This window comes from Acidocella facilis ATCC 35904 (genome assembly GCF_000687875.1).
In the GTDB taxonomy this organism is placed as follows: Bacteria; Pseudomonadota; Alphaproteobacteria; order Acetobacterales; family Acetobacteraceae; genus Acidocella; species Acidocella facilis.
This window is the reverse complement of the sequence record NZ_JHYG01000002.1, coordinates 398171-420499: the sequence shown is the minus strand read 5'-3', so window position 1 is coordinate 420499 and position 22329 is coordinate 398171. Positions and strand designations below refer to the sequence as shown.

At 64.9% G+C, this 22329-nt stretch carries 24 protein-coding genes; 15 read left to right on the top strand and 9 right to left on the bottom strand.

Features of this window, described 5'->3' with window-relative positions; genetic code table 11:
• The first annotated feature begins 3 nt into the window (after positions 1–3).
• Positions 4–1407 (top strand): phosphoglucomutase/phosphomannomutase PgmG, encoded by a 1404-nt coding sequence (pgmG, locus tag T331_RS0104500; RefSeq protein ID WP_026439179.1) that lies wholly within the window; start codon positions 4–6, stop codon positions 1405–1407.
• A 101-nt stretch (positions 1408–1508) separates the two neighbouring features.
• Here the strand turns inward: pgmG and T331_RS0104495 are convergent, their stop codons facing one another.
• Positions 1509–2108: a COQ9 family protein gene (locus T331_RS0104495; protein ID WP_026439178.1), complete on the bottom strand. Its 600-nt coding sequence runs from the start codon at positions 2106–2108 to the stop codon at positions 1509–1511.
• The gene (gene def / locus T331_RS0104490; protein ID WP_026439177.1) at positions 2108–2635 is read right to left on the bottom strand and encodes a peptide deformylase; all 528 of its coding nucleotides are present in this window, start codon (positions 2633–2635) and stop codon (positions 2108–2110) included. Before def ends, T331_RS0104495 begins: the two co-directional genes overlap by 1 nt.
• Before the next feature lie 145 nt (positions 2636–2780).
• On the opposite strand from def, the gene rpsU reads away from it, so the two are divergent.
• A complete protein-coding gene (rpsU, locus tag T331_RS0104485) occupies positions 2781–2984 on the top strand; it encodes a 30S ribosomal protein S21 (RefSeq protein ID WP_007421557.1) in 204 nt (67 codons plus the stop codon).
• Between the two features lie 137 nt (positions 2985–3121).
• On the opposite strand, the gene T331_RS0104480 is transcribed toward rpsU, so the two are convergent.
• Entirely contained in the window at positions 3122–3370 is a 249-nt protein-coding gene (locus T331_RS0104480) for a sulfurtransferase TusA family protein (RefSeq protein WP_051622117.1), read from the bottom strand.
• A 55-nt stretch (positions 3371–3425) separates the two neighbouring features.
• On the opposite strand from T331_RS0104480, the gene T331_RS0104475 reads away from it, so the two are divergent.
• The 13 genes from T331_RS0104475 (at position 3426) to T331_RS0104415 (ending at position 15037) form a co-directional block, all read left to right on the top strand.
• Entirely contained in the window at positions 3426–3836 is a 411-nt protein-coding gene (locus T331_RS0104475; RefSeq protein ID WP_026439175.1) for a Fur family transcriptional regulator, read from the top strand.
• Positions 3833–4669 (top strand): GNAT family N-acetyltransferase, encoded by an 837-nt coding sequence (locus tag T331_RS0104470; protein WP_051622116.1) that lies wholly within the window; start codon positions 3833–3835, stop codon positions 4667–4669. The genes T331_RS0104475 and T331_RS0104470 overlap by 4 nt, the downstream gene beginning before the upstream one ends.
• 40 nt (positions 4670–4709) lie before the next feature.
• Positions 4710–5216, top strand: coding sequence for an SspB family protein (locus tag T331_RS0104465; RefSeq protein WP_008495161.1), 507 nt, complete (start codon positions 4710–4712; stop codon positions 5214–5216).
• A gap of 5 nt (positions 5217–5221) precedes the next feature.
• Complete coding sequence (locus T331_RS0104460) at positions 5222–6868, top strand: fumarate hydratase (protein WP_026439173.1); 1647 nt, start codon at positions 5222–5224, stop codon at positions 6866–6868.
• A gap of 5 nt (positions 6869–6873) precedes the next feature.
• Positions 6874–7269: a VOC family protein gene (locus T331_RS0104455; RefSeq protein ID WP_008495158.1), complete on the top strand. Its 396-nt coding sequence runs from the start codon at positions 6874–6876 to the stop codon at positions 7267–7269.
• Positions 7269–8294 carry a tRNA preQ1(34) S-adenosylmethionine ribosyltransferase-isomerase QueA gene (queA, locus tag T331_RS0104450; RefSeq protein WP_026439172.1) on the top strand — a complete coding sequence of 342 codons (1026 nt, stop codon included), beginning with the start codon at positions 7269–7271 and terminating at the stop codon, positions 8292–8294. The genes T331_RS0104455 and queA overlap by 1 nt, the downstream gene beginning before the upstream one ends.
• Positions 8295–8331: 37 nt before the next feature.
• Positions 8332–9459, top strand: coding sequence for a tRNA guanosine(34) transglycosylase Tgt (gene tgt / locus T331_RS0104445; protein WP_026439171.1), 1128 nt, complete (start codon positions 8332–8334; stop codon positions 9457–9459).
• Entirely contained in the window at positions 9456–9920 is a 465-nt protein-coding gene (queF, locus tag T331_RS0104440) for a preQ(1) synthase (RefSeq protein WP_026439170.1), read from the top strand. The genes tgt and queF overlap by 4 nt, the downstream gene beginning before the upstream one ends.
• A gap of 106 nt (positions 9921–10026) precedes the next feature.
• Positions 10027–11088 (top strand): tRNA epoxyqueuosine(34) reductase QueG, encoded by a 1062-nt coding sequence (queG, locus tag T331_RS0104435; RefSeq protein ID WP_026439169.1) that lies wholly within the window; start codon positions 10027–10029, stop codon positions 11086–11088.
• A gap of 97 nt (positions 11089–11185) precedes the next feature.
• On the top strand, positions 11186–11698 hold the full coding sequence (locus T331_RS19775) for a hypothetical protein (RefSeq protein WP_155992609.1): 513 nt from the start codon (positions 11186–11188) through the stop codon (positions 11696–11698).
• A gap of 191 nt (positions 11699–11889) precedes the next feature.
• A complete protein-coding gene (accD, locus tag T331_RS0104425) occupies positions 11890–12750 on the top strand; it encodes an acetyl-CoA carboxylase, carboxyltransferase subunit beta (RefSeq protein ID WP_026439168.1) in 861 nt (286 codons plus the stop codon).
• Positions 12747–14039, top strand: coding sequence for a bifunctional folylpolyglutamate synthase/dihydrofolate synthase (locus T331_RS0104420; protein ID WP_081822122.1), 1293 nt, complete (start codon positions 12747–12749; stop codon positions 14037–14039). The genes accD and T331_RS0104420 overlap by 4 nt, the downstream gene beginning before the upstream one ends.
• Positions 14040–14101: 62 nt before the next feature.
• Positions 14102–15037: a metallophosphoesterase gene (locus T331_RS0104415; protein WP_026439166.1), complete on the top strand. Its 936-nt coding sequence runs from the start codon at positions 14102–14104 to the stop codon at positions 15035–15037.
• Between the two features lie 95 nt (positions 15038–15132).
• On the opposite strand, the gene T331_RS17305 is transcribed toward T331_RS0104415, so the two are convergent.
• From T331_RS17305 to T331_RS0104385, 6 genes are all read right to left on the bottom strand, one after another.
• A complete protein-coding gene (locus T331_RS17305) occupies positions 15133–16500 on the bottom strand; it encodes a hydrogenase large subunit (protein WP_051622114.1) in 1368 nt (455 codons plus the stop codon).
• On the bottom strand, positions 16497–17948 hold the full coding sequence (locus tag T331_RS17300) for a proton-conducting transporter transmembrane domain-containing protein (protein WP_008495144.1): 1452 nt from the start codon (positions 17946–17948) through the stop codon (positions 16497–16499). Before T331_RS17300 ends, T331_RS17305 begins: the two co-directional genes overlap by 4 nt.
• A complete protein-coding gene (locus T331_RS0104400; protein WP_008495143.1) occupies positions 17945–18604 on the bottom strand; it encodes a hydrogenase-4 component E in 660 nt (219 codons plus the stop codon). The genes T331_RS17300 and T331_RS0104400 overlap by 4 nt, the downstream gene beginning before the upstream one ends.
• Complete coding sequence (locus tag T331_RS0104395) at positions 18601–19563, bottom strand: respiratory chain complex I subunit 1 family protein (RefSeq protein WP_035179069.1); 963 nt, start codon at positions 19561–19563, stop codon at positions 18601–18603. Before T331_RS0104395 ends, T331_RS0104400 begins: the two co-directional genes overlap by 4 nt.
• The gene (locus T331_RS0104390; RefSeq protein WP_155992608.1) at positions 19563–21227 is read right to left on the bottom strand and encodes a proton-conducting transporter transmembrane domain-containing protein; all 1665 of its coding nucleotides are present in this window, start codon (positions 21225–21227) and stop codon (positions 19563–19565) included. Before T331_RS0104390 ends, T331_RS0104395 begins: the two co-directional genes overlap by 1 nt.
• Positions 21228–21331: 104 nt before the next feature.
• Positions 21332–22312, bottom strand: a complete 981-nt coding sequence (locus tag T331_RS0104385; RefSeq protein ID WP_026439163.1) for a malate dehydrogenase — start codon at positions 22310–22312, stop codon at positions 21332–21334.
• Between the last annotated feature and the right edge of the window lie 17 nt (positions 22313–22329).

Genomic DNA, 22329 nt, shown 5'->3' with positions numbered 1-22329 from the left:
GCGATGAGCTTTTCCCATAAATTCCCCGCCAGCAGCCTGCGCGAGTATGATATTCGCGGCATTGTCGGCGAAACACTCGGCGAGGCGGATGCCTTCGCCATCGGCCGCGTTTTCGGCTCCATCGTCGCCGAGGCTGGCGGCAAAAAAGTCGCGGTCGGGCGCGATGGCCGCCTCTCCTCGCCGAAGCTTGCCGCCGCCCTCATCGAAGGGCTGGTCGCGTCCGGCATGGAGGTGATCGATATCGGCCAGGGCCCGACCCCGATGCTGTATTTCGCCTCCTTCACCCAGCCGGCCGACGGCGCGGTGATGGTGACCGGCAGCCACAACCCGCCAAACTATAACGGCTTCAAGATGATGTTGAAGAACAAGCCGTTCTTCGGCGCGCAGATCCAGGATCTCGGCGCCCGCGCCGCTGAGGGCAAGGTCGTCGCGCAAGCCAAGGGCAGCGTCGTCGAAAAAGACGTCTCCGAAGCCTATATCGCCCGCCTGCTGCAGGACTGGGACGGCAAGAAGACCCTCAAGATCGTCTGGGATAACGGCAATGGCGCCGCTGGCGACGTGCTGACCAGGCTGGTCGAAAAACTTCCCGGCAAGCATATCGTGCTCAACGGCAAGGTGGACGGCAACTTCCCCGCCCATCACCCGGACCCGACCGTGCCGAAGAACCTGGAACAGCTGATCGCCGCGGTGAAAAAGGAAGGTGCTGATGTCGGCGTCGCCTTCGACGGCGATGCGGACCGCATCGGCCTGGTCGATAATGAAGGCCATATCCTGTTCGGCGACCAGTTCCTGATCCTGATGGCCCGCGACGTGCTCAAGCAGCACCCCGGCGGCACCATCATCGCCGACGTGAAGGCGAGCCAGGTACTGTTCGACGAAGTGGCCAAAGCCGGCGGCACCCCGCTGATGTGGAAGACCGGCCACTCGCTGATCAAGTCCAAAATGGCCGAGACCAAGGCGCCGCTGGCCGGCGAAATGTCCGGCCACATCTTCTATAACGATAAATGGTACGGGTTTGACGACGCGCTCTATGCCGGCGTGCGCGTGCTGGGCGTCATCGCCCGCATGGAAGAGACGCTGGGCGCCTTCCGCGCCTCGCTGCCGCAGGTGCTCAACACCCCCGAGCTGCGCTTCGATTGCCCGGAAGACCGCAAATTCCAGGTGGTGACGGAAGTCGCCGCCCGGCTGAAGGAAAACGGCGCCAAAGTGTCGGACACGGACGGCGTGCGCGTGAACACCGAGGATGGCTGGTGGCTGCTGCGCGCCTCCAACACCCAGGCGGTGCTGGTCGCCCGCGCGGAAGCCAGCTCCGAAGCCGGGCTGGTGCGGCTGAAATCCGCGCTGGCGGTGCAGCTCTCGGCGTCGGGGCTGACGCCGGATTTTGATGCGCCCTCCGCAGGGCATTGAGAAAGAACGTGGGGTGTTTTTGAAAAAACACCCCACACCCCCAAAAACTTTTGCAACTTTGGGCAAACGCCGCGTCCTCGTAGGAGGCGCGGCGTCTCCGTTTAAGCGTGCTGCGGGAAGGGCAAACGCGGCAGGCGGGCTTTCAGCTTGCCAAAGCGCCCCACCCCTGCCAGGCGGCGATCCAGGAACGCCAGCGTGTTTTCCGAGTCCATCGAGCTGTCGCTGAGCCAGTAGAGCAGCGTCGCCGAGAGCACCGCCCCCAGAATGGCCCGCTTGCTGTACCAGGACATGTCAGCGCTCTTATCCCCGGCCGCGAACCAGACCGCATCCGCCATCCGGGCGATAATCTTCGCCAGGCGCGGCGCATTCATCGGCAGCACCAGCCAGGCCATGGCCCGCCGCACCGCCTCTTTCTCGCCCGCCATCAGCTCCAGCCTGGCCGCTACCGCCGCGCGCACCCGCGCTGTCGTGCCACTCTCCGCCCCCTGCCCCAGCCGGGCGCGGATCATCCGCTCATCGCCCAGCTCGAAATAGGCCGCGATCATCTCCGCGCGTCCGCCGGGAAAGGCCAGATCCGCCTCCGCCGCATCCCGCCCCAGTCCGCTCAGCGCCATCCGCAAGGATTTGCCGGTCCAGCCGTCAAACCCGGCATTCTGCGCCAGCGCGTCGATCAGCGCGGCCTTCTGTTCATCGATCTGCATCACAACAGCTCCTGAGGATATCGATCCAGCTCCTCATTATAGCCGAACCGGCTGAAATCCTCCATCCGCATCGGGTAAAGCACCCCATCCAGATGGTCCGCCTCATGCTGCACCACCCGCGCGGCAAAACCAGCCAGCACCTCATCAAAGGCTTTGCCATCCTCATCCAGCCCGCTCAGGCGGATCTCCCGCCAGCGCGGCACCGCCGCCCGCAGGCCGGGAATGGACAGGCAGCCCTCCCAGCCCAACTCCCGCCCCGCCGCCTCATGGGGGACGATCATCGGGTTCACCACCGCCCGCAGCGGGATCTCCACCCCGTCCCCCCGGCTCGCCGGCACCCGGAACACGAACAGCCGCAACCCCACATGCACCTGCGGCGCCGCCAGCCCGACTCCGCCGGCATCGAACATCGTCTCCGCCATGGCGGCGATCAGCGCCTGGATTTCCGGCGCCGAAACATCCTCAACCAAGCCCGCCTTGGCGAGCAGAACCGGGTGCCCCATGCGGGCAATCTTCAGAATCGACATATTTGCATGATTGCCCCAGCAGAAATGGTTTGGCGAGCGGATGTTTTGTGCTATAGGGCCGCCCAGCAGTTCTCGGCCCGTGGCCCCAATTGGTCGCGCGCCGCGTTTGTCCGTTTAAAATTTTTTGTTTGGAGCACACAGCCCAGTGCAAGTTCTCGTTCGTGACAACAATGTCGACCAAGCGCTGAAAGCGCTCAAGAAGAAGCTGCAGCGTGAAGGCGTGTTCCGCGAGATGAAGCTCCGCCGTCATTACGAGAAGCCCTCCGAGCGCCGCGCCCGCGAAGCCGCCGAGGCCGTTCGCCGCGCCCGCAAGATGGAGCGCAAGCGGATCGAGCGCGAGGGCTTCTAAAGCCCCTCCCGCCTTCGGGCGGGTCGCATTCATCGTCAGATCAGCCGCACGCGGGTTCCGCGTCGCGGCTTTTTTGATGTTTGAAGCGCAGCAAATCGCCGCTTGCCGGCCGCCAGAGTGGCTTTTGGAGTAGCCTCTCAGCCCTTCTGGATCACCAGCACATGGCTGCCATCCGCCTGTTCGAGCAGATCCAGCGGCTCATGCCCCTGGTCGGCGGCGGCGCGCGGCACGTTGCGCAGCGGGTTCTCGCCTTTCAGCTTCACCAGCAATATCTGCCCGCTCTCCATGGCGTCCAGCGCCAGCCTGGTCCGCACGAAGGTCATCGGGCAGGTTTCGGCGGTGATATCGATGGCTTTGTCGTGTTTCGGCAGGTCGGCAATCAGCATGGCGGTCTCCCTTAAGGCTGGACCGGATGACAAAGTTGGGCCACAAGGCTTACCGATGAATATAAGCATCGAGCGCCTGTGCATAGAGAACGGGCTGAAGATGACAGGTCCGCGCAGGGTGATTGCGCGGGTGTTGTCGGAGGCGACCGACCACCCGGATGTGGAAGAGCTGCATCGGCGGGCGAATCGTATCGATAACCATATTTCCCTGGCCACGGTCTACCGCACGGTGCGGCTGCTGGAGGCCAAGGGCATTCTCTCCCGCCGCGATCTGGGCAGCCGCCGCGCGCGTTACGAGGCCAGCGGCGATGGCAACCATTTCCATATGGTCGACAAGCTCAGCGGCAATGTCATCGAGTTCGAGGCCCCGGCGGTCGAAGAGGCGCTGCGCGAGATCGCCCTGAAACATGGGCTGGAGGTGGATTTGATCAAAATCGAGCTGTTCGGCAATCCGGTCGCGCCATGAACGAGACCAGCCTGCCGCATCTGCCGCGCTTTACCATCGGCAACGCCGCCCCCGGCTTCGCGGAGCTGCGCGCCGGCAATCTCGGCGTGCGCCTGGCCACCACCGAGGCCGAGCTGAGGGCCGCGCAATCGCTGCGTTACAAGATTTTTTACGAGCAGATGGGCGCCAAGGCGGATGCCGCCACCCTGGCCAGCCAGCTCGACCAGGACGAGTTCGACGCCATTGCCGATCATCTGCTGGTGGTCGATCACGATCTCGGCGAGGGGGCCGAGAGCGTGGTCGGCACCTACCGGCTGATCCGCCAGGAGGCGGCGGAGGCTTTCGGGCGCTATTACTCGGAAAGCGAATACGACATTTCTGCCCTGCGCGCCTTCCCTGGCCGCAAGCTGGAGCTGGGCCGCAGCTGCACCGCCGAGGCCTATCGCAGCCGCATGGTCATGCAGCTGCTCTGGCGCGGCATCGCCGCCTATGTCTTCCACTATGGCATCGAGCTGATGTTCGGCTGCGCCTCGCTCTCCGGCACCGACCCGGATGCCTTGGCCGCCGAGCTGACCTATCTCAGCCTGCACCATCGCGCCCCGGAGGCGATCCGCCCGCGCGCCCTGCCGGAACTCTATGTCGAGATGGCAAGGCTGCCACCCGAGGCGATCGACCCGAAAGGGGCATTGATGCGCCTGCCGCCGCTGATTAAAGGCTATCTCAGGCTCGGCGGCTTTGTCGGCGATGGCGCGGTGATCGACAGCCAGTTCAACACCACCGACATCGCCATCATCGTGCAGACCGATCTGGTGACTGAGAAATATTACCGCCATTATGAGCGGGATACGCGCTGATCCGGCCCCGGCCGCGAACCGCGCGCGAAGGGATTGACCTATGGCTGAAGACGATCTGAACACACCCGAATCCCTGCTGCCCTATGATGAATGGACGCAGGATGCGCTGCGCCATGTCGTGGTCAGCGCGCTGCGCCATGCCGCCGCGCAAGGGCTGCCGGGCGAGCATCATTTCTACATCACCTTCAAAACCGGCTATCCCGGGGCGATGGTGCCGGACCGGCTGAAGGCGCAATACCCGGATGAAATGACCATCGTGCTGCAGCACCAGTTTCACGGCCTGTCCGTGGAGCCGGATGGCAGCGCCGTCTCCGTGGGCTTGAGCTTCTCCGGCATTCCCACCACTTTGGTCATCCCCATCGCCGCCATCACCAGCTTCGCCGATCCGGAAGTGCGCTTTGGCCTGCAATTCGAGGTCGAGCTGCCCGAGCCGGCCGAGATCGCCGCACGCCCCGCTGTCCAGAGCGAGGACACACCGGCCCCGCCCAACGACCAGCCCGCCGATGTGGTGAGCCTGGACGCCTTCCGCCGCCGTCAGAAAGACTAAAGACCATGAACGCACCCCTGAAACGCAGCCCTGGTTTCGCCTTTTCGCCCATGTTCCCGCTCGGGCATGACGACACCCCCTATCGCAAGCTCGATATCGAGGGCGTCTCGACCATCGAGGTCGAGGGCAAGACGGTGCTGAAAATCAGCGAGGGGGCGCTCTCCGAACTGGCCTTCCAGGCCTATCATGATGTCTCGCACCTGCTGCGCCCGGCGCATCTGGCGCAGCTCGCCAACATCCTGAAAGACCCCGAGGCCAGCGAGAATGACCGCTACGTGGCCATGGAGTTCCTGAAAAACGCCGCCATCGCCGCCAAGGGCGTGCTGCCGATGTGCCAGGATACCGGCACGGCTTTGATCTTCGGCAAGAAGGGCCAGCGCGTCTGGGTCGAGGGCAATGAGGAGGAGGCGCTCTCCTGGGGTGTGGCGCGCACCTATACCGAGACCAATCTGCGCTATTCGCAGATGGCCCCGCTCTCGATGTTCGAGGAAAAGAACACCGGCACCAATCTGCCGGTGCAGTTCGATCTGATGGCCTCCCCCGGCGGCTATCACGATGACGAATTCAGCCTGCAATTCATCGCCAAGGGCGGCGGATCGGCCAACAAGACCTATCTGTACCAGGAGACCCGCGCGGTCCTCACCCCTGAGAAGATCTACGCCTTCATCGAAGCCAAGATCAAAACGCTGGGCACCTCCGCCTGCCCGCCTTACCATCTGGCCATCGTCATTGGCGGCACCTCGGCGGAATTGTGCCTGAAGACGGTGAAGCTCGCCTCCACCAAATATTACGACCATCTGCCCACCGAAGGCGATGCCACCGGCCATGCCTTCCGCGACCTGGAAATGGAGCAGAAGGTGCTGGAGATCAGCCGCAAGATCGGCATCGGCGCGCAGTTCGGCGGCAAATATTTCTGCCACGATGTCCGCGTCATCCGCCTGCCCCGCCACGGCGCCTCCCTGCCCATCGGCATCGGCGTCTCCTGCTCGGCGGATCGGCAGATCAAGGCCAAGATCACCAAGGAAGGCGTGTTCCTCGAACAGCTGGAGACCAACCCGGCGAAATATCTGCCCGAGATCGAGGGCGAGCATCTCGGCGGCGAGGTCGTCGCCATCGATCTGAACCGCCCGATGCGCGAAATCCTGGCCGAGCTGTCCAAGCATCCGGTGAAAACCCGCGTGGCGCTCACCGGCACCATCGTGGTGGCGCGCGACATCGCCCATGCCAAGCTGCAGGAGCGGCTGGACCGTGGCGAGGGCATGCCGGACTATATAAAAAACCACCCGGTCTATTATGCCGGCCCGGCGAAAACCCCGGATGGCATGCCCACCGGCAGCTTCGGCCCCACCACGGCGGGGCGCATGGACAGCTATGTCAACGCCTTCCAGGCGGCCGGCGGCTCCATGGTGATGCTCGCCAAGGGCAACCGCTCGAAAGCCGTCACCGAGGCCTGCCACAAGCATGGCGGCTTCTATCTGGGCTCCATCGGCGGCCCGGCCGCGGTGCTGGCGCAGAACAACATCACCAAGGTCGAGGTGCTGGAATATCCAGAGCTTGGCATGGAAGCGGTATGGAAGATCGAGGTGAAGGACTTCCCGGCCTTCATCGTGGTCGACGACAAGGGCAATGATTTCTTCGCGGACCTCGCGTAACGGCCATGAAATTCACCGTCGACCGGGTCGATCACATCGTCATGGTCTGCCGGGACCTGCAGGTCACGGCGGGCTGGTATCAGCGCGTGCTCGGCATGGAGCGCGAGGAATATGGCGGCAAGAACCGCACGGCTCTGCGCTTTGGCGGCCAAAAAATCAATCTCCACGAGGTCGGGCATGAAGTCGTTCCGCACGCCCTCACCGCCCAGCCCGGCACCCTGGATCTCTGCCTGGTCGTCGCGGTCGGGCCGGAGGATGTGATGACGCATCTGAAGGCCTGCGGTGTGGAGATCGAACGCGGCCCGGTGACGCGCATCGGCGCGTTGGGGGATATCATGTCCGTCTATTGCCGCGATCCGGACGGCAATCTCATCGAGCTCGCCTCCTATCTCGGCGCCTGATGCAGCTTTCCGATTTCGGCTATGATCTGCCGGAGGCGCGGATCGCCACCGCCCCGGCCCGCCCCCGTGATTCCGCCCGGCTGCTGCATGTGACGCAGGGCGCGCTGCACGACCATATCGTGCGCGACCTGCCCAGCCTGCTACGCCCGGATGATCTGCTGGTAGTGAACGACACCAAGGTCATCCCCGCCCAGCTCTCCGCCAGGCGCGGCGAGGCCAAAATCGGCATCACGCTGGACCGGCGGCTGGATGACGGCGCCTGGCGGGTGCTGCTGCGCAACGCCAAACGGGTAAAGCAGGGCGACCTGCTGGAGATCGACCCGGATTTCTCCGCCCGGGTGGAAGCGATGCTGGAGGGCGGCGCCGCCCTGCTGCGCTTCACCGCGGATGATTTCTACGCCGCCCTGGCGCGCTCCGGCGCTCTGGCGCTCCCGCCTTACATTGCAAGGCCGGACGGCATCACCGAGCAGGACAAGGCGGATTACCAGACCCTGTTCGCCGCCCATGAAGGCGCCGTCGCCGCGCCCACAGCGGGACTGCATTTCACCCCGGAGCTGCTGGCTTCACTCCAGGCGCGCGGCGTCGAGCTGGCGCAGGTGACGCTGCATGTGGGTGCGGGCACCTTCCTGCCGGTGCGCGTCGAGGTGATCGAAGAGCATAAAATGCACGCCGAGCGTGGCTTCATCACGCAGGCCACCGCCGCGCGCATCAACGCGGCCAAAGCCGAAGGCCGGCGCATCATCCCCATCGGCACCACCGCCCTGCGCCTGCTGGAATCCGCCGCCACCGCAGAGGGCGTGCTGAAGCCCTTCGATTCCGAGACGGATATCTTCATCTATCCCGGCTACCGCTTCAAAATCGCTGATGCGCTATTCACCAATTTCCACCTGCCGCATTCCACCCTGCTGATGCTGGTCAGCGCCTTCGCCGGGCTGGAGCGAATCAAGACGGCCTACGCCCACGCCATCGCGAATGGCTACCGGTTCTACTCCTACGGCGATGCCTGCCTGCTGGAACGCGGTTAATCTGGCCCCGCGCCAGCTTTCCGGCTAATCCCCTCCCATGACGACCCCTGATTTCTCCTTCACCCTGGCCGCCCAGCATGGCCAGGCCCGCGCCGGCACGCTGCGCACCGCCCATGGCGAGGTGCCCACCCCCACCTTCATGGCTGTCGGCACCGCCGGCACGGTGAAGGCGATGACGGCGGACGCCGTGCGCGCCACCGGCGCGAAAATCGTCCTCGGCAATACCTACCATCTCATGCTGCGCCCCACCGCCGAGCGCGTGGCGCGCCTCGGCGGCCTGCACAAAATGATGGACTGGCCCGGCCCCATCCTCACAGATTCCGGCGGCTTCCAGATCATGTCGCTCGCCAAGCTGCGCAAGCTGGAGGAGAAGGGTGTGACCTTCCGCTCGCATATTGACGGCACCGCCTATGAGCTGACCCCGGAGCGCTCGACCGAGATCCAGCATCTGCTCGATGCCACCATCACCATGCAGCTCGATGAATGCACCAAATTCCCCGCCACCCACCGGGAAGCGAAGGAGTCGATGGAGCTCTCCATCCGCTGGGCGAAGCGCTCGCGCGACGCGTTTGTAAAACGCCCCGGCTATGGCCAGTTCGGCATCATGCAAGGCAATGTCTATGAGGATCTGCGCCGCATATCGGCCGAAGCGCTGCAGGAGAATGCGTTCGAAGGCTACGCCATTGGCGGGCTGGCGGTGGGCGAAGGCCAGGAGATGATGTTCGCCGTGCTGGATTACTGCACGGATTTCCTCCCCGCCGACAAGCCGCGCTATCTGATGGGTGTCGGCACGCCGGACGACCTTCTGGGGGCCGTCGCCCGCGGCGTGGATATGTTCGACTGCGTGATGCCCACCCGCGCCGGGCGCACCGCCCGCGCCTTCACCAGCAACGGCATCTTCAACATGCGCAACGCCCGCTTCCAGGACGATACCCGCACGCTGGATGCAAACTGCGCCTGCCTCTGCTGCACCCGCCACACCCGCGCCTACCTGCACCATCTCTTCCGCTGCGAGGAAATGCTGGGGCCGATGCTGCTGACCATCCACAACCTCACCTACTACCAAAACGTGATGCAGGGCGCGCGCGAAGCCATCCTCAACCACGACTACGATTCCTATTGCGCGGATGTGCGCGGCCAATGGCAGAGAGGACCAGATGCATGAGTGATGATCGCTACGCCGGGCTGCAGCAGCTCGGCACCAAAACCGAACAGCCGCGCAGCCCGGAAGAGGCAATCCTTGAGCGCGTGCCGGCGAAAACCGGCGGTAAGCACGCCATGGTGCGCTTCGTCTGCCCGGAATTCACCTCGCTCTGCCCAATGACCGGCCAGCCGGATTTCGGCCATATCGTCATCGACTACATCCCCGATGAATGGCTGGTGGAAAGCAAGAGCCTGAAACTCTTCCTGCAATCCTTCCGCAATCATGGCGGCTTTCATGAAGCCTGCTCCTTGATGATCGCCGACCGGCTGGTGGAGCTGCTCGCTCCGAAATGGCTGCGGCTGGGCGCCTACTGGTATCCGCGCGGCGGCATTCCCATCGACGTGTTCTGGCAAACCGGCAAACCGCCCGAGGATGCCTGGATCCCCGACCAGGGCGTGCCCCCCTACCGTGGCCGCGGCTGAAAACGCCCCCTGGCGGCCTTCAGGCGGCGCATGTCTGCGCGCCGGTGCTCACGTACTCATGTACGCTGCGCGCCGGTGCTCGACATCCACCACCTGACGACGCACCATGGAACGTTTTCAAAACGCAACTCTAAAAACCCTCATCCGTGACAAGGCGGCGAGCCTCGGCTTCGCCGCCACCGGCTTCACCCGCGCGTCATTGCCGCCGGAGCGCCTGGCCTACCTGCAAGAGTTCCTGGCCGATGGCCGCCATGGCAGCATGGGCTGGATGGAAGAGCGCACCGAACAGCGCGCCCACCCACAAGCCCTCTGGCCCGAAGCGCTGAGCGTCATCACGCTCGGCTTCTCCTACGCGCCGCCGGGCGACGCGCTGGCCAACCTCACCCGGCCCGAGATCGGCAACATCTCCGTCTATGCCCGCAACCGCGACTATCACGACATCATCAAGGGCAAGCTCAAACATCTCGCCCAGTTCATCGCATCGCGTGGCGCGGGGGTGAAAGTCTTCGTCGATACCGCGCCGGTGATGGAAAAGCCGCTGGCCGAACAAGCGGGTTTGGGCTGGCAAGGCAAACACACGAATCTGGTCTCCCGCGCCCACGGCTCCTGGCTGTTCCTGGGCGAAATCTACACCACGCTGGAATTGGAACCAGACGCCCCAGGGCGCGATCTCTGCGGCTCCTGCACCGCCTGCCAGGAAGCCTGCCCCACCGCCGCCTTCCCCGCCCCCTACCAGCTCGATGCCAGGCGCTGCATCTCCTACCTCACCATCGAACATGATGGGCCAATCCCCGAGGAGTTCCGCACCGCCATCGGCAACCGCATCTATGGCTGCGACGATTGCCTGGCCGTCTGCCCCTGGAACAAATTCGCCAAGGCCGGGCAAGAGCTGAAACTCGCCGCCCGCGACGACCTCACCGCTCCTAAATTGGCGGCGTTGGCCACGCTGGACGATGCCGGCTTCCGCCAAAAATTCTCCGGCTCGCCCATCAAACGCATCGGCCGAAACAGGTTTTTGCGTAACGTGGCGATTGCGGTTGGCAATAGCGGAGAGTTTGGGTTGCTGCCGATAGCGGAGCGGCTGGCGGCGGATGACAATTCTATTGTAGCGGAATGCGGGTACTGGGCAGCCCTAAAGTTGCTCAAAAGGAAAAGTTATGAATTTTAAGCGCAGTATATGATTTTATTCTTGACTTTATTTTTAAATAACCATAAATATAACTTAAGACTTATATATTACCTCCACTAATTTAGGATTTACACACATGAATTATTCACTCGACGAGAACAAGATCAACGATCTTCGCGAACTTTATCAAAGCAGCCCCGCTGCTGCAGCTGTTTTGAACTGGGCTGCAAATCGTACTAACGACTCTCTTGAAACATCAATTGATCGGCTTGCGGTTAAAGCTGACATAGAGCGAGGTCCAGCTATTTGGGTTGCCAAGCAACTTCAAGAAATTGGCTGCGGCACATTCGTCGTTGGCCGAAAAGGTGCTAGAAGCAGGTTTGTCTGGGAATATAGCCTTAAAAGCGTTGGTTTAGCTGCCCAAGGCAACACAACCGTACTGTCAGGTGTGGATCCGGAGGCAGTTGAAGATGGCCGCGACCAGACTGCCAGCGCTCGACATATCGATGAGGAGATGGACGAAGCTCTCCCAGAGGACGATACCCACTTTAGCCCTTCAGAACCGCTAACAATTGCGAAAGCCAAGGCGCTGCTCGCTATTTCCTTAGGCGTTTCAAAAGAATCTATTGAGATAATCATTCGCAGCTAGCTCGCAAACCGCAAACCGGCTTATATCTTTATGTTTGAGGGATATATTTTATGTTTATTTAAACATAAAATCATTCCCTCCAGCACATAAACCAAAACCACATCAAATGTACATTGCTTGGCTTGGCCTCATCCAGCTGATCGGCTTGAAAACCTTCCCTTCCCCCCCCAAACCGGCTAAATCCCTGCCCCATGAGCTGGCTCACCGAATTCGTCCGCCCCAAAATCCGCACCCTGCTTGGCCGCAAGGAGGCGCCGGATAATCTCTGGCACCAATGCCCCTCCTGCCAGCAGATGATCTTCCATACCGAGCTGGAGGCCACCAAGAAGGTCTGCCCGCATTGCGGCTTCCATATGCGCGCCAACGCGGCGGAGCGTCTGGCCTGGACCTTCGATGACGGCGTCTTCACCAAGATCGAGCTGCCGAAAGCCCTGCCGGACCCGCTGAAATTCCGCGACCAGAAGCGCTATACGGACCGTCTGAAGGATGCCCGCGACAAGACCAAGCAGGATGACGCCATCCTGGTCGCGCACGGCACCCTCGGCGGCAAGAACGCCGTCGTCGCGGCGATGTCGTTTGAATTCATGGGCGGCTCCATGGGCGCTGCTGTCGGCGAGGGGCTGGTTGCCGCCGCCCGCCTGGCGGTGCTGCAGAACGCGCCGCTCATCGTCTACACCGCCTCCGGCGGGGCGCGCATGCAGGAGGGCGCCATCAGCCTGATGCAGCTGCCGCGCTCCATCATCGCCAGCCAGATGGTGAAGGAAGCCGGCCTGCCCTATATCGTGGTGCTGACCGACCCGACCACCGGCGGCGTCACCGCCGCCTTCGCCATGGTCGGGGATATCCACATCGCCGAGCCGGGCACGCTGATCGGCTTCGCCGGGGCCCGCGTGATCGAGCAGACCGTGCGCGAGAAACTGCCCGAGGGCTTCCAGCGCGCCGAATATCTGCACCAGCACGGCATTATCGACATGGTGGTGAAACGCGAGGAGCTGACCGCGACGCTGGCCCGCATCATTGCCCTCGCCACGGCCAATAAAAAGGCCGCGTGAGCAACGAGCTGCAGAGCCCGGCAGGGGCAACCGGCGCCCGGCTGCAGGTGAGCGCGGCGCTGGAGCGGCTGCATAAGCTCTATCCGCGCATGATCGACCTCAAGATCGACCGGCTGCAAAGGCTGCTGGCCGCTCTCGGTGATCCGCAGACCAAACTTCCGCCGGTGATTCACGTCGCCGGCACCAACGGCAAGGGCTCGGTCTGCGCCATCGCCCGCGCCGTGGCGGAGGCGGCAAGGCTGAAGGTGCATGTCTTTACCTCCCCGCATCTGGTGCGCTTCAATGAGCGCATCCGCCTGGCCGGGTGCCTCGCCACAGATGAACAATTAGCGCAATCGCTGGACGCGATCGAGGCCGCCAACAAAGCCAACCAGATCACCGTGTTCGAGGCGATCACCGCCGCCGCCTTCTGGCTCTTCGCCCGCACCAAGGCGGATCTCTGCATCGTCGAGGTGGGCCTGGGCGGGCGGATGGACGCCACCAACCTCGTCTCTCCCGCCGCCTGCGCCATCACCGCGATCTCCCTCGACCACCAGGATTTTCTGGGCAACACGCTGGAGCTGATCGCGGGTGAGAAAGCCGGCATCATCAAGCCGGGTGTGCCCGTGGTCACCGGCTACCAGCCGGCCGAGGTGATGGCCCGCATCGAAGCCGAGGCCGCGCAGAAAGGTGCCAAGCAGCTGCGCCGCGGGCTGGACTGGTCGGCCGAGCCCAGCGCCACGGGCATGGTTTATGATGGGCTGGCGCTGCCCAAACCCGCCCTCGCCGGCCTGCATCAGATCGAAAATGCCGGCATCGCCCTCACCGCCTTGCGCGCCGCCGGGTTCAGGATGTCGCCAGAGGCGATGGCGCGGGGCCTGCGCGCCGCCAGCTGGCCGGCCCGCATGCAACGCCTCACCGGCCGCCTGGCGCAGGCCCTGCCCGCCGGGTCCGAACTCTGGCTGGACGGGGCACATAACCCGGGCGGCGCCGAGATCATCGCCCGGCAATTGCAGGATTGGGACGGCCCAACCACGCTGGTGCTCGGCATGAAGCAATCCAAGGATGTGGCGGAATTCATCCGCATCGTCGCCCCGCACGCGGCGCGGATTTTCGCCGTGGCCGAGGCCGAACAACATCTGGCCCTGCCGGTGGAGAAAATCATCGAAGCCTCGGGCGGCCAGGCGCTGCCAGGACCTGACATCGCCAGCGCCTTCCGCCAGATCACCGCGCCGACGCGGGTGCTGATCTGCGGCAGCCTCTATCTCGCCGGCGAGGTGTTGAAGCAGGATGAGACGGTTCTGGCCTGACACGGAAATGTCGCATGCCGGCCACCGCCTGCTTTGCTAATAGACCGCCAAAGGAGCCGCCAATGACACTCACCCGCCGCCAATTCGCCACCACCAGCGCCATTCTGGGCGCCGGCGCCGCCTTGGCCCCCGCCGCCAATGCCGCCGAGGAAGCCCTGAACATCGTGCTGATCGGCGATTGGGGCCGCAGAGGCCATCACCACCAGCGCGCCGTCGCCGCGCAGATGGGCCGCACCGCGGACGCCATCAATAGCCGCTTTGTCGTCTCGGTCGGCGATAATTTCTACGAAAACGGCGTCGACTCGCTGGAGGACCCGCAATGGCGGACATCCTATCTGGATGTCTACACCCAGCCGGCGCTGCAAACGCCCTGGAAAGTGCTGCTCGGCAACCATGATTATCGCGGCAATGTGCAGGCGCAGCTGGATTACGCCAAGCAGAATCCGCGCTGGCAGATGCCCGCGCGCTATGCCCTGGAAACCATCGCCCTGCCCGATGGCACCCACGCCACCTTCTATTATCTGGACACCTCGCCCTTCATCAAAAAATATTACGGCACCCGGGTCGCGGTGGATGGGCAGGACCCGCAGGCCCAGCTCGCCTGGCTGGATGCCAAGCTCGCCGCCTCGACCAGCGAATGGAACATCGTCATCGGCCATCACCCGATCTATGGCGCGCATGAGTCCGACCCGGGCTATGAAGGGGCGGACATGCCGGACATGATCGCCGCCGTCGATCCGATCCTGCGCAAGCATCACGTGCCGATCTATATTTGCGGGCATGACCATATCCTGCAGGCGGTGAAGATGAACGGCATCTCCTATGTCTGCACCGGCGCTGGCTCCGAGACCTATAATCCCGGCCCCGCCACACGCGGCGGCTTCGCCGCCGGCGCGCATGGCTTCATGGTGATGAAGCTGACCGGCAAGCAGATGGATTGGTCGTTCGTGGATGAGCACGGCACGACGCTGTATGCGCAGAGCATCGTGCGGACCTGAGTGCGGGCTGGGGTTTTGGCACCGACATTGCCAAAGCCCCGAACGTTTCCGCCCCTTTTTTGAAAAAAAGGGGCGGCCCCAAAAAACTTTTGCGCCTATAAATCCACGCCGGAATAAGAGGCGTTGACGGATTTATTGATGAGCGGGAAATCCGCCAAAATCGCCGTGGTCGCGGCATGTTCCAGCAGCGGCCAGTGCGCGGCGCTGGCATCCGCCACAAACGCCTCCTGGATCTGGCCATTATCCAGCTTCAGCCAGTGCCAGACCGGGCCACGAAAACTCTCTGCCACCCCCAGCCCCATGCCGCTCTCAGCCGGCGGCGCGAAGGCCAGCGGCCCCGCCGGCAAACTCTCCAGCAGCACCCGCACCAGCCGCACGCTCTCCGGAATTTCCTGCAGCCGGATCTTGATCCGCGCCGCCACATCCCCGTCCTGCGCGCGCGGCACGCTCAGCCCCAGCTCCGCATAAGGCGGATAGCCCGGCTCCATCCGCGCGTCCCGATGCTGGCCGGAAGCCCGGCCGACAAAGCCGCCGGCATTGTAAGCGGCGGCCAGCGCCGGCGGGATGATGCCGGTGCCCATCACCCGGTCCTGCAAACTGGCATAATCCTCGAACACCCGGGTCAGGCTGGGCAGCTCATCTTCCAGCGCATCGAGCATCTCCTCGATCATCTCGCCCGCCCCCTCGGCCAGATCCCCGGCGACACCGCCCGGCACCACCACATCCATCATCAGCCTGTGCCCGAAGGCGAGCTTGGCGACAGCGCAGAACCGCTCCCGCGCCAGGGCGAAGCGGGACTCAAGAAAGGCGAAGCCGGCATCCGCCGCGATCGTGCCGATATCGCTGACATGGTTGGCCAGCCGCTCGATCTCCGCCATCAGCGCCCGCAGATACACCGCCCGCTCCGGCGCCTGGATGCCCAACGCCGCCTCCGCCGCGCGGGCGAAGGCGATAGAATGCGCCACCGTGGCATCGCCCGAAATCCGCGCCGCATAGCGCGCCGCCTGGCGGGGGGATTTGCCGCGCATCAACCCCAGCGTGCCCTTATGCGCATAGCCAAAGCGCCCTTGCAGCCGCAGCACCTGCTCGCCCAGCACGGAAAAGCGGAAATGCGCCGGCTCGATGATCCCGGCATGGATCGGCCCAACCGCGACCTGATGCACCCCCTCGATCTCCGGCATCGGAAACTCCGGCCAGGGGCCACGCCCGTCCGGCTCGCGGAAATGCTCCACCGCCGTGCGCGTGTCGGTAAAGCCCAACGCCTTATGCCCGTTCAGATCCCTGGTCAGACGCTGAAACCAGTTGGCCCCAGGATACGGGAGCGCCGGATACGCGCCCTCGACCAGCGCCACCGCCACCAACTCGCCCGGCTCATACAGTGCATAGGCATGGCCGGCATCGGTCCAGAGCGCGATGAAATGCCCCTGATGCGCCGCCCAGGCCTCCGGCGAAAGCAGCCTCATTGCAGCGCCCCCGCCGCCTGGCCCAGCAGCCGCACCAAGGCCGGCGGGGTGAGAAAGGCCAGCGCGAACACCAGCAGCAGATGCAACGTCACCAGATGCGCCTCCCACCCCGCCTTGCGGTAAGTTTCACGCGGCGCCGGGGCGAACAGCAGCGGGCCGATCTGCCGCAGGATCGCCACCGCGCAGAGCAGCATGCCCAGCCCCAAAGGCAGCGACATCCAGGGATTGATCTGGATGGTCTGGCTGACGATGATGAACTCGCTGGCAAACAGCCCGGAAGGCGGCAGCCCGGCCAGGGCGAAGATGCACAAAGCCAGCAGCCAGCCGGCATATTTATTCACATGCGGCAACCCGCGCAGATGCGAGAAAGCATAAAATCCCGGTGCGGCCGCCCCGCGCAGCTGGGCGGCGCGGATCAGCGCCAGGAACAGGCCGGGCTTCAGCAGGCTGTGCAGCAGCATATGCAGCAGCCCGCCAAACAAGGCCACCGGGCCGCCAATCCCGAACGCGAAGGCCACCAGCCCGGATTGCTCGATGGAGGAGAAGCCGAAAAACCGCCGCGCATCGCGCCGGCGCGAAAAGGAAAACGCCGCCAGAAACAAGGAGGCCACACCCAGCGTCAACAGGAATGGCCCCGGATGCATGGCACTGCCCCCGGCCGCCGCATTTGCCTGCATCAGATGCCGGAAGCGCAAAATCGCCAGCAGCGCGACATTGATCAGCAGGCCGGAGAGGGCGGTGGTCAGCGGCGCCGGCCCCTCCGCATAGGCATCCGGCAGCCAGCCATGCAGCGGCACCAGAGCCGCCTTGGTGCCGTAGCCGAACAGGATGAACAGGAAGGCCAGGGTCAGCAGCGCCCCATCCATATGCGCCGCCTGCCCGGCCAGGGCGGCAAAGCTCATCGCCCGCAGCCCCGGCCCCAGAGCCGGCTGCGCCGCGAGATAGACCAGCATGGTGCCGAACAAGGCGAGCCCGATCCCCACCCCGCCCAGGATGAAATATTTCCAGGCCGCCTCCAGCCCGGTGGGGCTGCGATACAGGCTCACCCCCAGCGTCATCGCGATGGTGCCGCCCTCCATCGCCGCCCAGAGCAGGCCGATATTATCCGCATAGAGCCCGAGCAGGCTGGCGCCGAGCACGATCTGAAACAGCGCATGATAAAGCCGCCAGCGCCGCACCGGCATCCGCGCCGCATCGCCCATCACGTAGGAAATATTCACCAGCGACGCGGTGAGGCCGACAAAACCGCTGACCGTGCCGAACAGCCTGGCCAGCGCATCCGTCGCCACCAGCCCGTCGCCGCCATAAGCGAACAAAGCCAGCGACAAGGCGAACGACACCGCGCAGGCGACAGCATTGCCGATCGCCCCGGCGCGCGGCCCGCCCGCCAGCCCCAGCACCAGCGCCGCCAGAAACGGCCACGCGATGACGATCCAGGCGAAGCTCATCTGCCGCGCCTTTCGATTTGCTCGATTCCGGAGAGGTCCAGCGTGTCGAAATGCTCGCGGATGCGCAACAAAAACACCCCCACCACCAGGAAGGCCAGCAGCACCAGCAGCGCCACCGAGAATTCCGCCACGAACGGCATCCCCGGCATGCCGATCGCCGCCAGCACCAGCCCGTTTTCCATCGACAGGAACCCGATGATCTGCGCCAGCGCATTGCGCCGCACGATCATCAGCAACAGTCCGAGAAGCACCACCGAAAGCGCGATCGCCAGATCCTCGCGGGTGAGGGAGAGTGAGGCCTCGGTACTGGGCAGCACCACCAGCACCGCGATGCCGATCAAGGCCAGGCCGAATATCATCGATACCGCCATCGGCAGCGCCGTCTCCACCGCGCGGATCATGCCGAAACGCTGCACGATCTCGCGCAGGCCCCAGGGCAGCAGCAGGCCTTTCAGCGCGAAGGTGATCAACCCGGTGAGATAGAGGGCCAGCTCATGCTGGGCGAAACCCTGCCAGAGGGCGGCGGCGGACAGTACCAGTGCCTCGCTCTGATAGAGCGTGATCATCGCCGCGAGCCGGCGCTGGGAGAGCTGCAGGAAGCCGCAGAGCAGGATGATCCCGCCCATCAGATGCGCGAGGGAAAAAGTGAGGCTCATGCGCCGATCCTCGCCGCGACGAACAGGAACACGCTGGCCAGCATGCCCAACAGCAAGGCGGCGCCAAGAAATTCCGGCACCCGGAAGACCCGCATCTTCGCCCGCGAGACCTCGAACAGGCAGAGCGCAACCGCCATCACCGCCAGCTTCAGCGCCCACAGCACCAGCCCGAGCGGCCAGGAGAGAACATCCCCGGCGCGGGCCATGCCGAAGGGCAGGAAGATGGTGCCGATCAAATTCATCCAGGCCAGCAGCCGCAGCGCCCCGGCATAATCCAGCAGCGCCAGCAACCGGCCGGAATAATCCAGCGCCATCGCCTCATGCACCATCGCGAGTTCGAGATGGCCAGAGGGATTGTCGGTGGGGATGCGCCCGGCCTCGGTCAGCGCCACCGCCAGCATCGCCGCCAGCGCGAAGCCGAGCGAGACCGAGATGCCCAGATGCGCGGCGCGGAAATCATTGGCGATGCCGTCGATATTGGTGGTCCTGGCCAGCAGCGCGAAGGCCAGCAGCAGCACCAAAAGCGCGCCCTCGGCGAAGATGCCAAACAGCGCCTCGCGCGCCGCCCCGGCGCCGCCGAATCCGGCCCCGGTCTCCAGCCCGCCCAGCATGGTCGCGGCCCGGGCCAGGGCGAACAGCCCGACAATGGTGATCGCATCCGCCGCCGGGCCAGTGAGCAGCCCGGTCGAGTAGCCCGGGATCAGCATGACGCTGACCGCCATGGCCAGCATCGCCCCCAGCGGCCAGAAAGTGAACAAATCGGTCGCGGTATCGGGCAGAACCGTGCTTTTGCGCAGCAGCTTGGCCAGATGCCAGTAAGGCAGCAGCAAAGGCGGCCCGCGCCGCCCGAGCAGCCAGGCGCGCAATTTGTTGGTCGTTCCGATCAGCAAAGGGGCAACGGCGAAGCAGAGCGCCACATGCAGGCAGGTGGCGATGAAAGCGAGGGTGAAACCGAGCATCAGCCCCCCTGCCCCAGGCCAAGCGCCAGCAGAAACAGCACCAGCGCCGCGAACACGAAGGCCAGGCGCTCCCGGATGGTGGCGCGGCGCACCCGCTCCGCCAGCCGCACCGCGCGGCGCTGGCCACGCAAGAGCGGGCCGAGCAGGAAATGCTCCGACGGGTCCTGCCCCTGGGCGCCAAGCAGCCCGCGCCCCAGCACCCGCGCCACCGGCTCGGCAAAGCCCGCCCCGCTGGGCTGGGTATGCGGGTCTCCAAAGGGCAGCCAGGCCGGCGGGCGGCCAAACCCGCCATGCCAGGCCGGCACCTCACGCAGGCCGCGCACCCCGAACCGGGTCTGGATGAAGCCGGCCGCCAAAGCCGCCAGCAGCGCCAGCAGCAACAGGCTCAGCGGCGCATAGGTGAGCGGCGGCGTATCCGCATCCGGCGCCAGCAGCCGGATCACCGGGGTCATCACCCCCAGCAGCAGCCCGGGCAGCAGCGCCACCGGCACACACAGCGCCCCCAGCAGCGCCATGGCGATGAAGGGGCCACGCCGCGCATCCTCCGCCGCCGCCGCATGCAGGCTGCGCGGCCGGCCGAGAAAGCCGATGCCGATGATCCGCACCGCAGCCGCCAGCGCCAGTGCCGCGCCCAGCCCCAGCACCGCGAGCAAGGCGGAAAACCCGATCCGCGCCAGTATCCCGCCGCCCGCGGCCGCCTGGATCACCGCGTGCAGCAGCAGAAATTCCGGCGCGAAGCCCGGCCCCAGCGGCAGCGCCGCCATGCCCGCCGCGCCCAGCAACATCAACGCCCCCAGCCGCGGCATGCCGCGCATCAGCCCGCCCAGCCAGTTCAGGGAGAGCGTGCCGGTGGCGTGCTTCACCTCCCCGGCGCCGATGAACAGAAGCGGCTTGAACAGCCCGTGCGCCACCGCGCAGAGCAGCGCCGCCTCCAGCCCCAGCCCGGTCAGCGTCGCATCACCCAGCGCCTTCGCCCGCAGCGCGACGCCCAGCCCGACCGCGATCAGCCCGACATGCTCGACCGTCGAGCAGGCCAAAGCGGTCTTCAAATCCACCTCCAGCACCGCCCGCAACGCGCCGACCAGCACCGAGGCCGCGCCCGCCACCATCAGAACCGTGCCCCACCAGGGCTGCTGGGCCGGCGCCAGCACAACGAAACCGTAGCGGATGAGCACATAGAGCGCGATTTTCACCATGCCGCCGGACATCAGCGCCGAGACGCCCGCCGGCGGCGCCGGATGGGCGCGGGGCAGCCAGCTATGCAAAGGTGCGAGCCCGGCCTTGGCCCCCGCCCCCAGCGCCACCAGCACGAAGGCGAGCGAGGAGGCGGGCAGGAAGATCGCCGGGATCAGGCAGGCGCCGGAAAAGATCGCCACCCCGGCATAAAATGTCGCCGGCTTCACATCGCCCTGCATCACCAGCAGCCAGGAGGCGGCACTCATCAGCTCGAAGCCGAAGATCAGTGTGAACCCGTCCCCCGCCGCCAGGGTCAGCGCCATGCCGAGCACGAACACCCAGAAGGCGATCGAACCGCGCATCCCCGCCAGCGCCGCCGCCACCGTCTGCGGCAGCAAAATACAGGCGAACAATATGGACAGCGCATCGAGATGCAGCTGCATCCCATGCCCTGGCAGGCCGAACATCAGGCTGAAGGAGGATCCCACATCTCCCCCCTACCAAACCAAGCCCCGCGCCGCCAACGGGTCCGGCGCAAAGAAAAAGGCCCTCCCGTCGCCGGGAGAGCCTTCGCAGCATCCGTGGACGCGGCTTACTTCAGCAGATCGGCCACCGCGGCCTGCTCTTCCAGCAGCTCATTCAGCGTGTGCTGGATGCGGCCCTTGGCGAACTCGTCCATGGCGATGCCCTTCACGCGGGTATATTTGCCGCCCTCGCAGGTGCAGGGCACGCCGAACATCACATCTTGCGGTACGCCGTAATCGCCATCGGAGGGGATGCCCATGGAGACCCAGCGGCCATTGCTGCCCAGCACCCAGTCACGCACATGGTCGATGGCGGCATTGGCAGCGGAGGCGGCGGAGGAGAGGCCACGCGCCTCGATGATTGCCGCACCGCGCTTGCCGACGGCGGAGAGATAGGTGTCCTTGTACCAGGCCTCGTCATTCACGACGTCCGGCATCGGCTTACCGGCGGCGGTGGCGTTGCGGTAATCAGCGAACATGGTCGGCGAATGGTTGCCCCACACCGCCACCTTCTCAATGTCCTTCACCGGGGTGCCGGTCTTCTCGGCCAGCATGGAGACGGCGCGGTTATGATCCAGGCGCAGCATCGCGGTGAAGTTTTCCTTCGGCAGATCCGGGGCGGACTTCATGGCGATATAAGCATTGGTGTTGGCCGGGTTGCCGACCACCAGCACCTTCACATCGCGCTTGGCGACATCGTTCAGCGCCTTGCCCTGGACCTTGAAGATCTCGGCATTGGCGGCCAGCAGGTCGCGGCGCTCCATGCCGGGGCCACGCGGGCGCGAGCCGATCAGGATGGCGATGTCGGCGTCCTTGAAGGCCACGCGCGGGTCATCGGAAGGGGTGACGGAGTTGAGCAGCGGGAAGGCGCAGTCATTCAGCTCCATGATGACGCCGTTCAGCGCCTTCTGCGCCTGCGGCAGATCGAGAAGATTGAGGTCGACCGGCGTATCCTTGCCGAGCAGGTCGCCATTGGCGATACGGAACAGGATGGCATAACCGATCTGGCCAGCCGCGCCGGTGACGGCAACGCGCACGGGGGTCTTCATCTCTTGTGTCTCCTTGC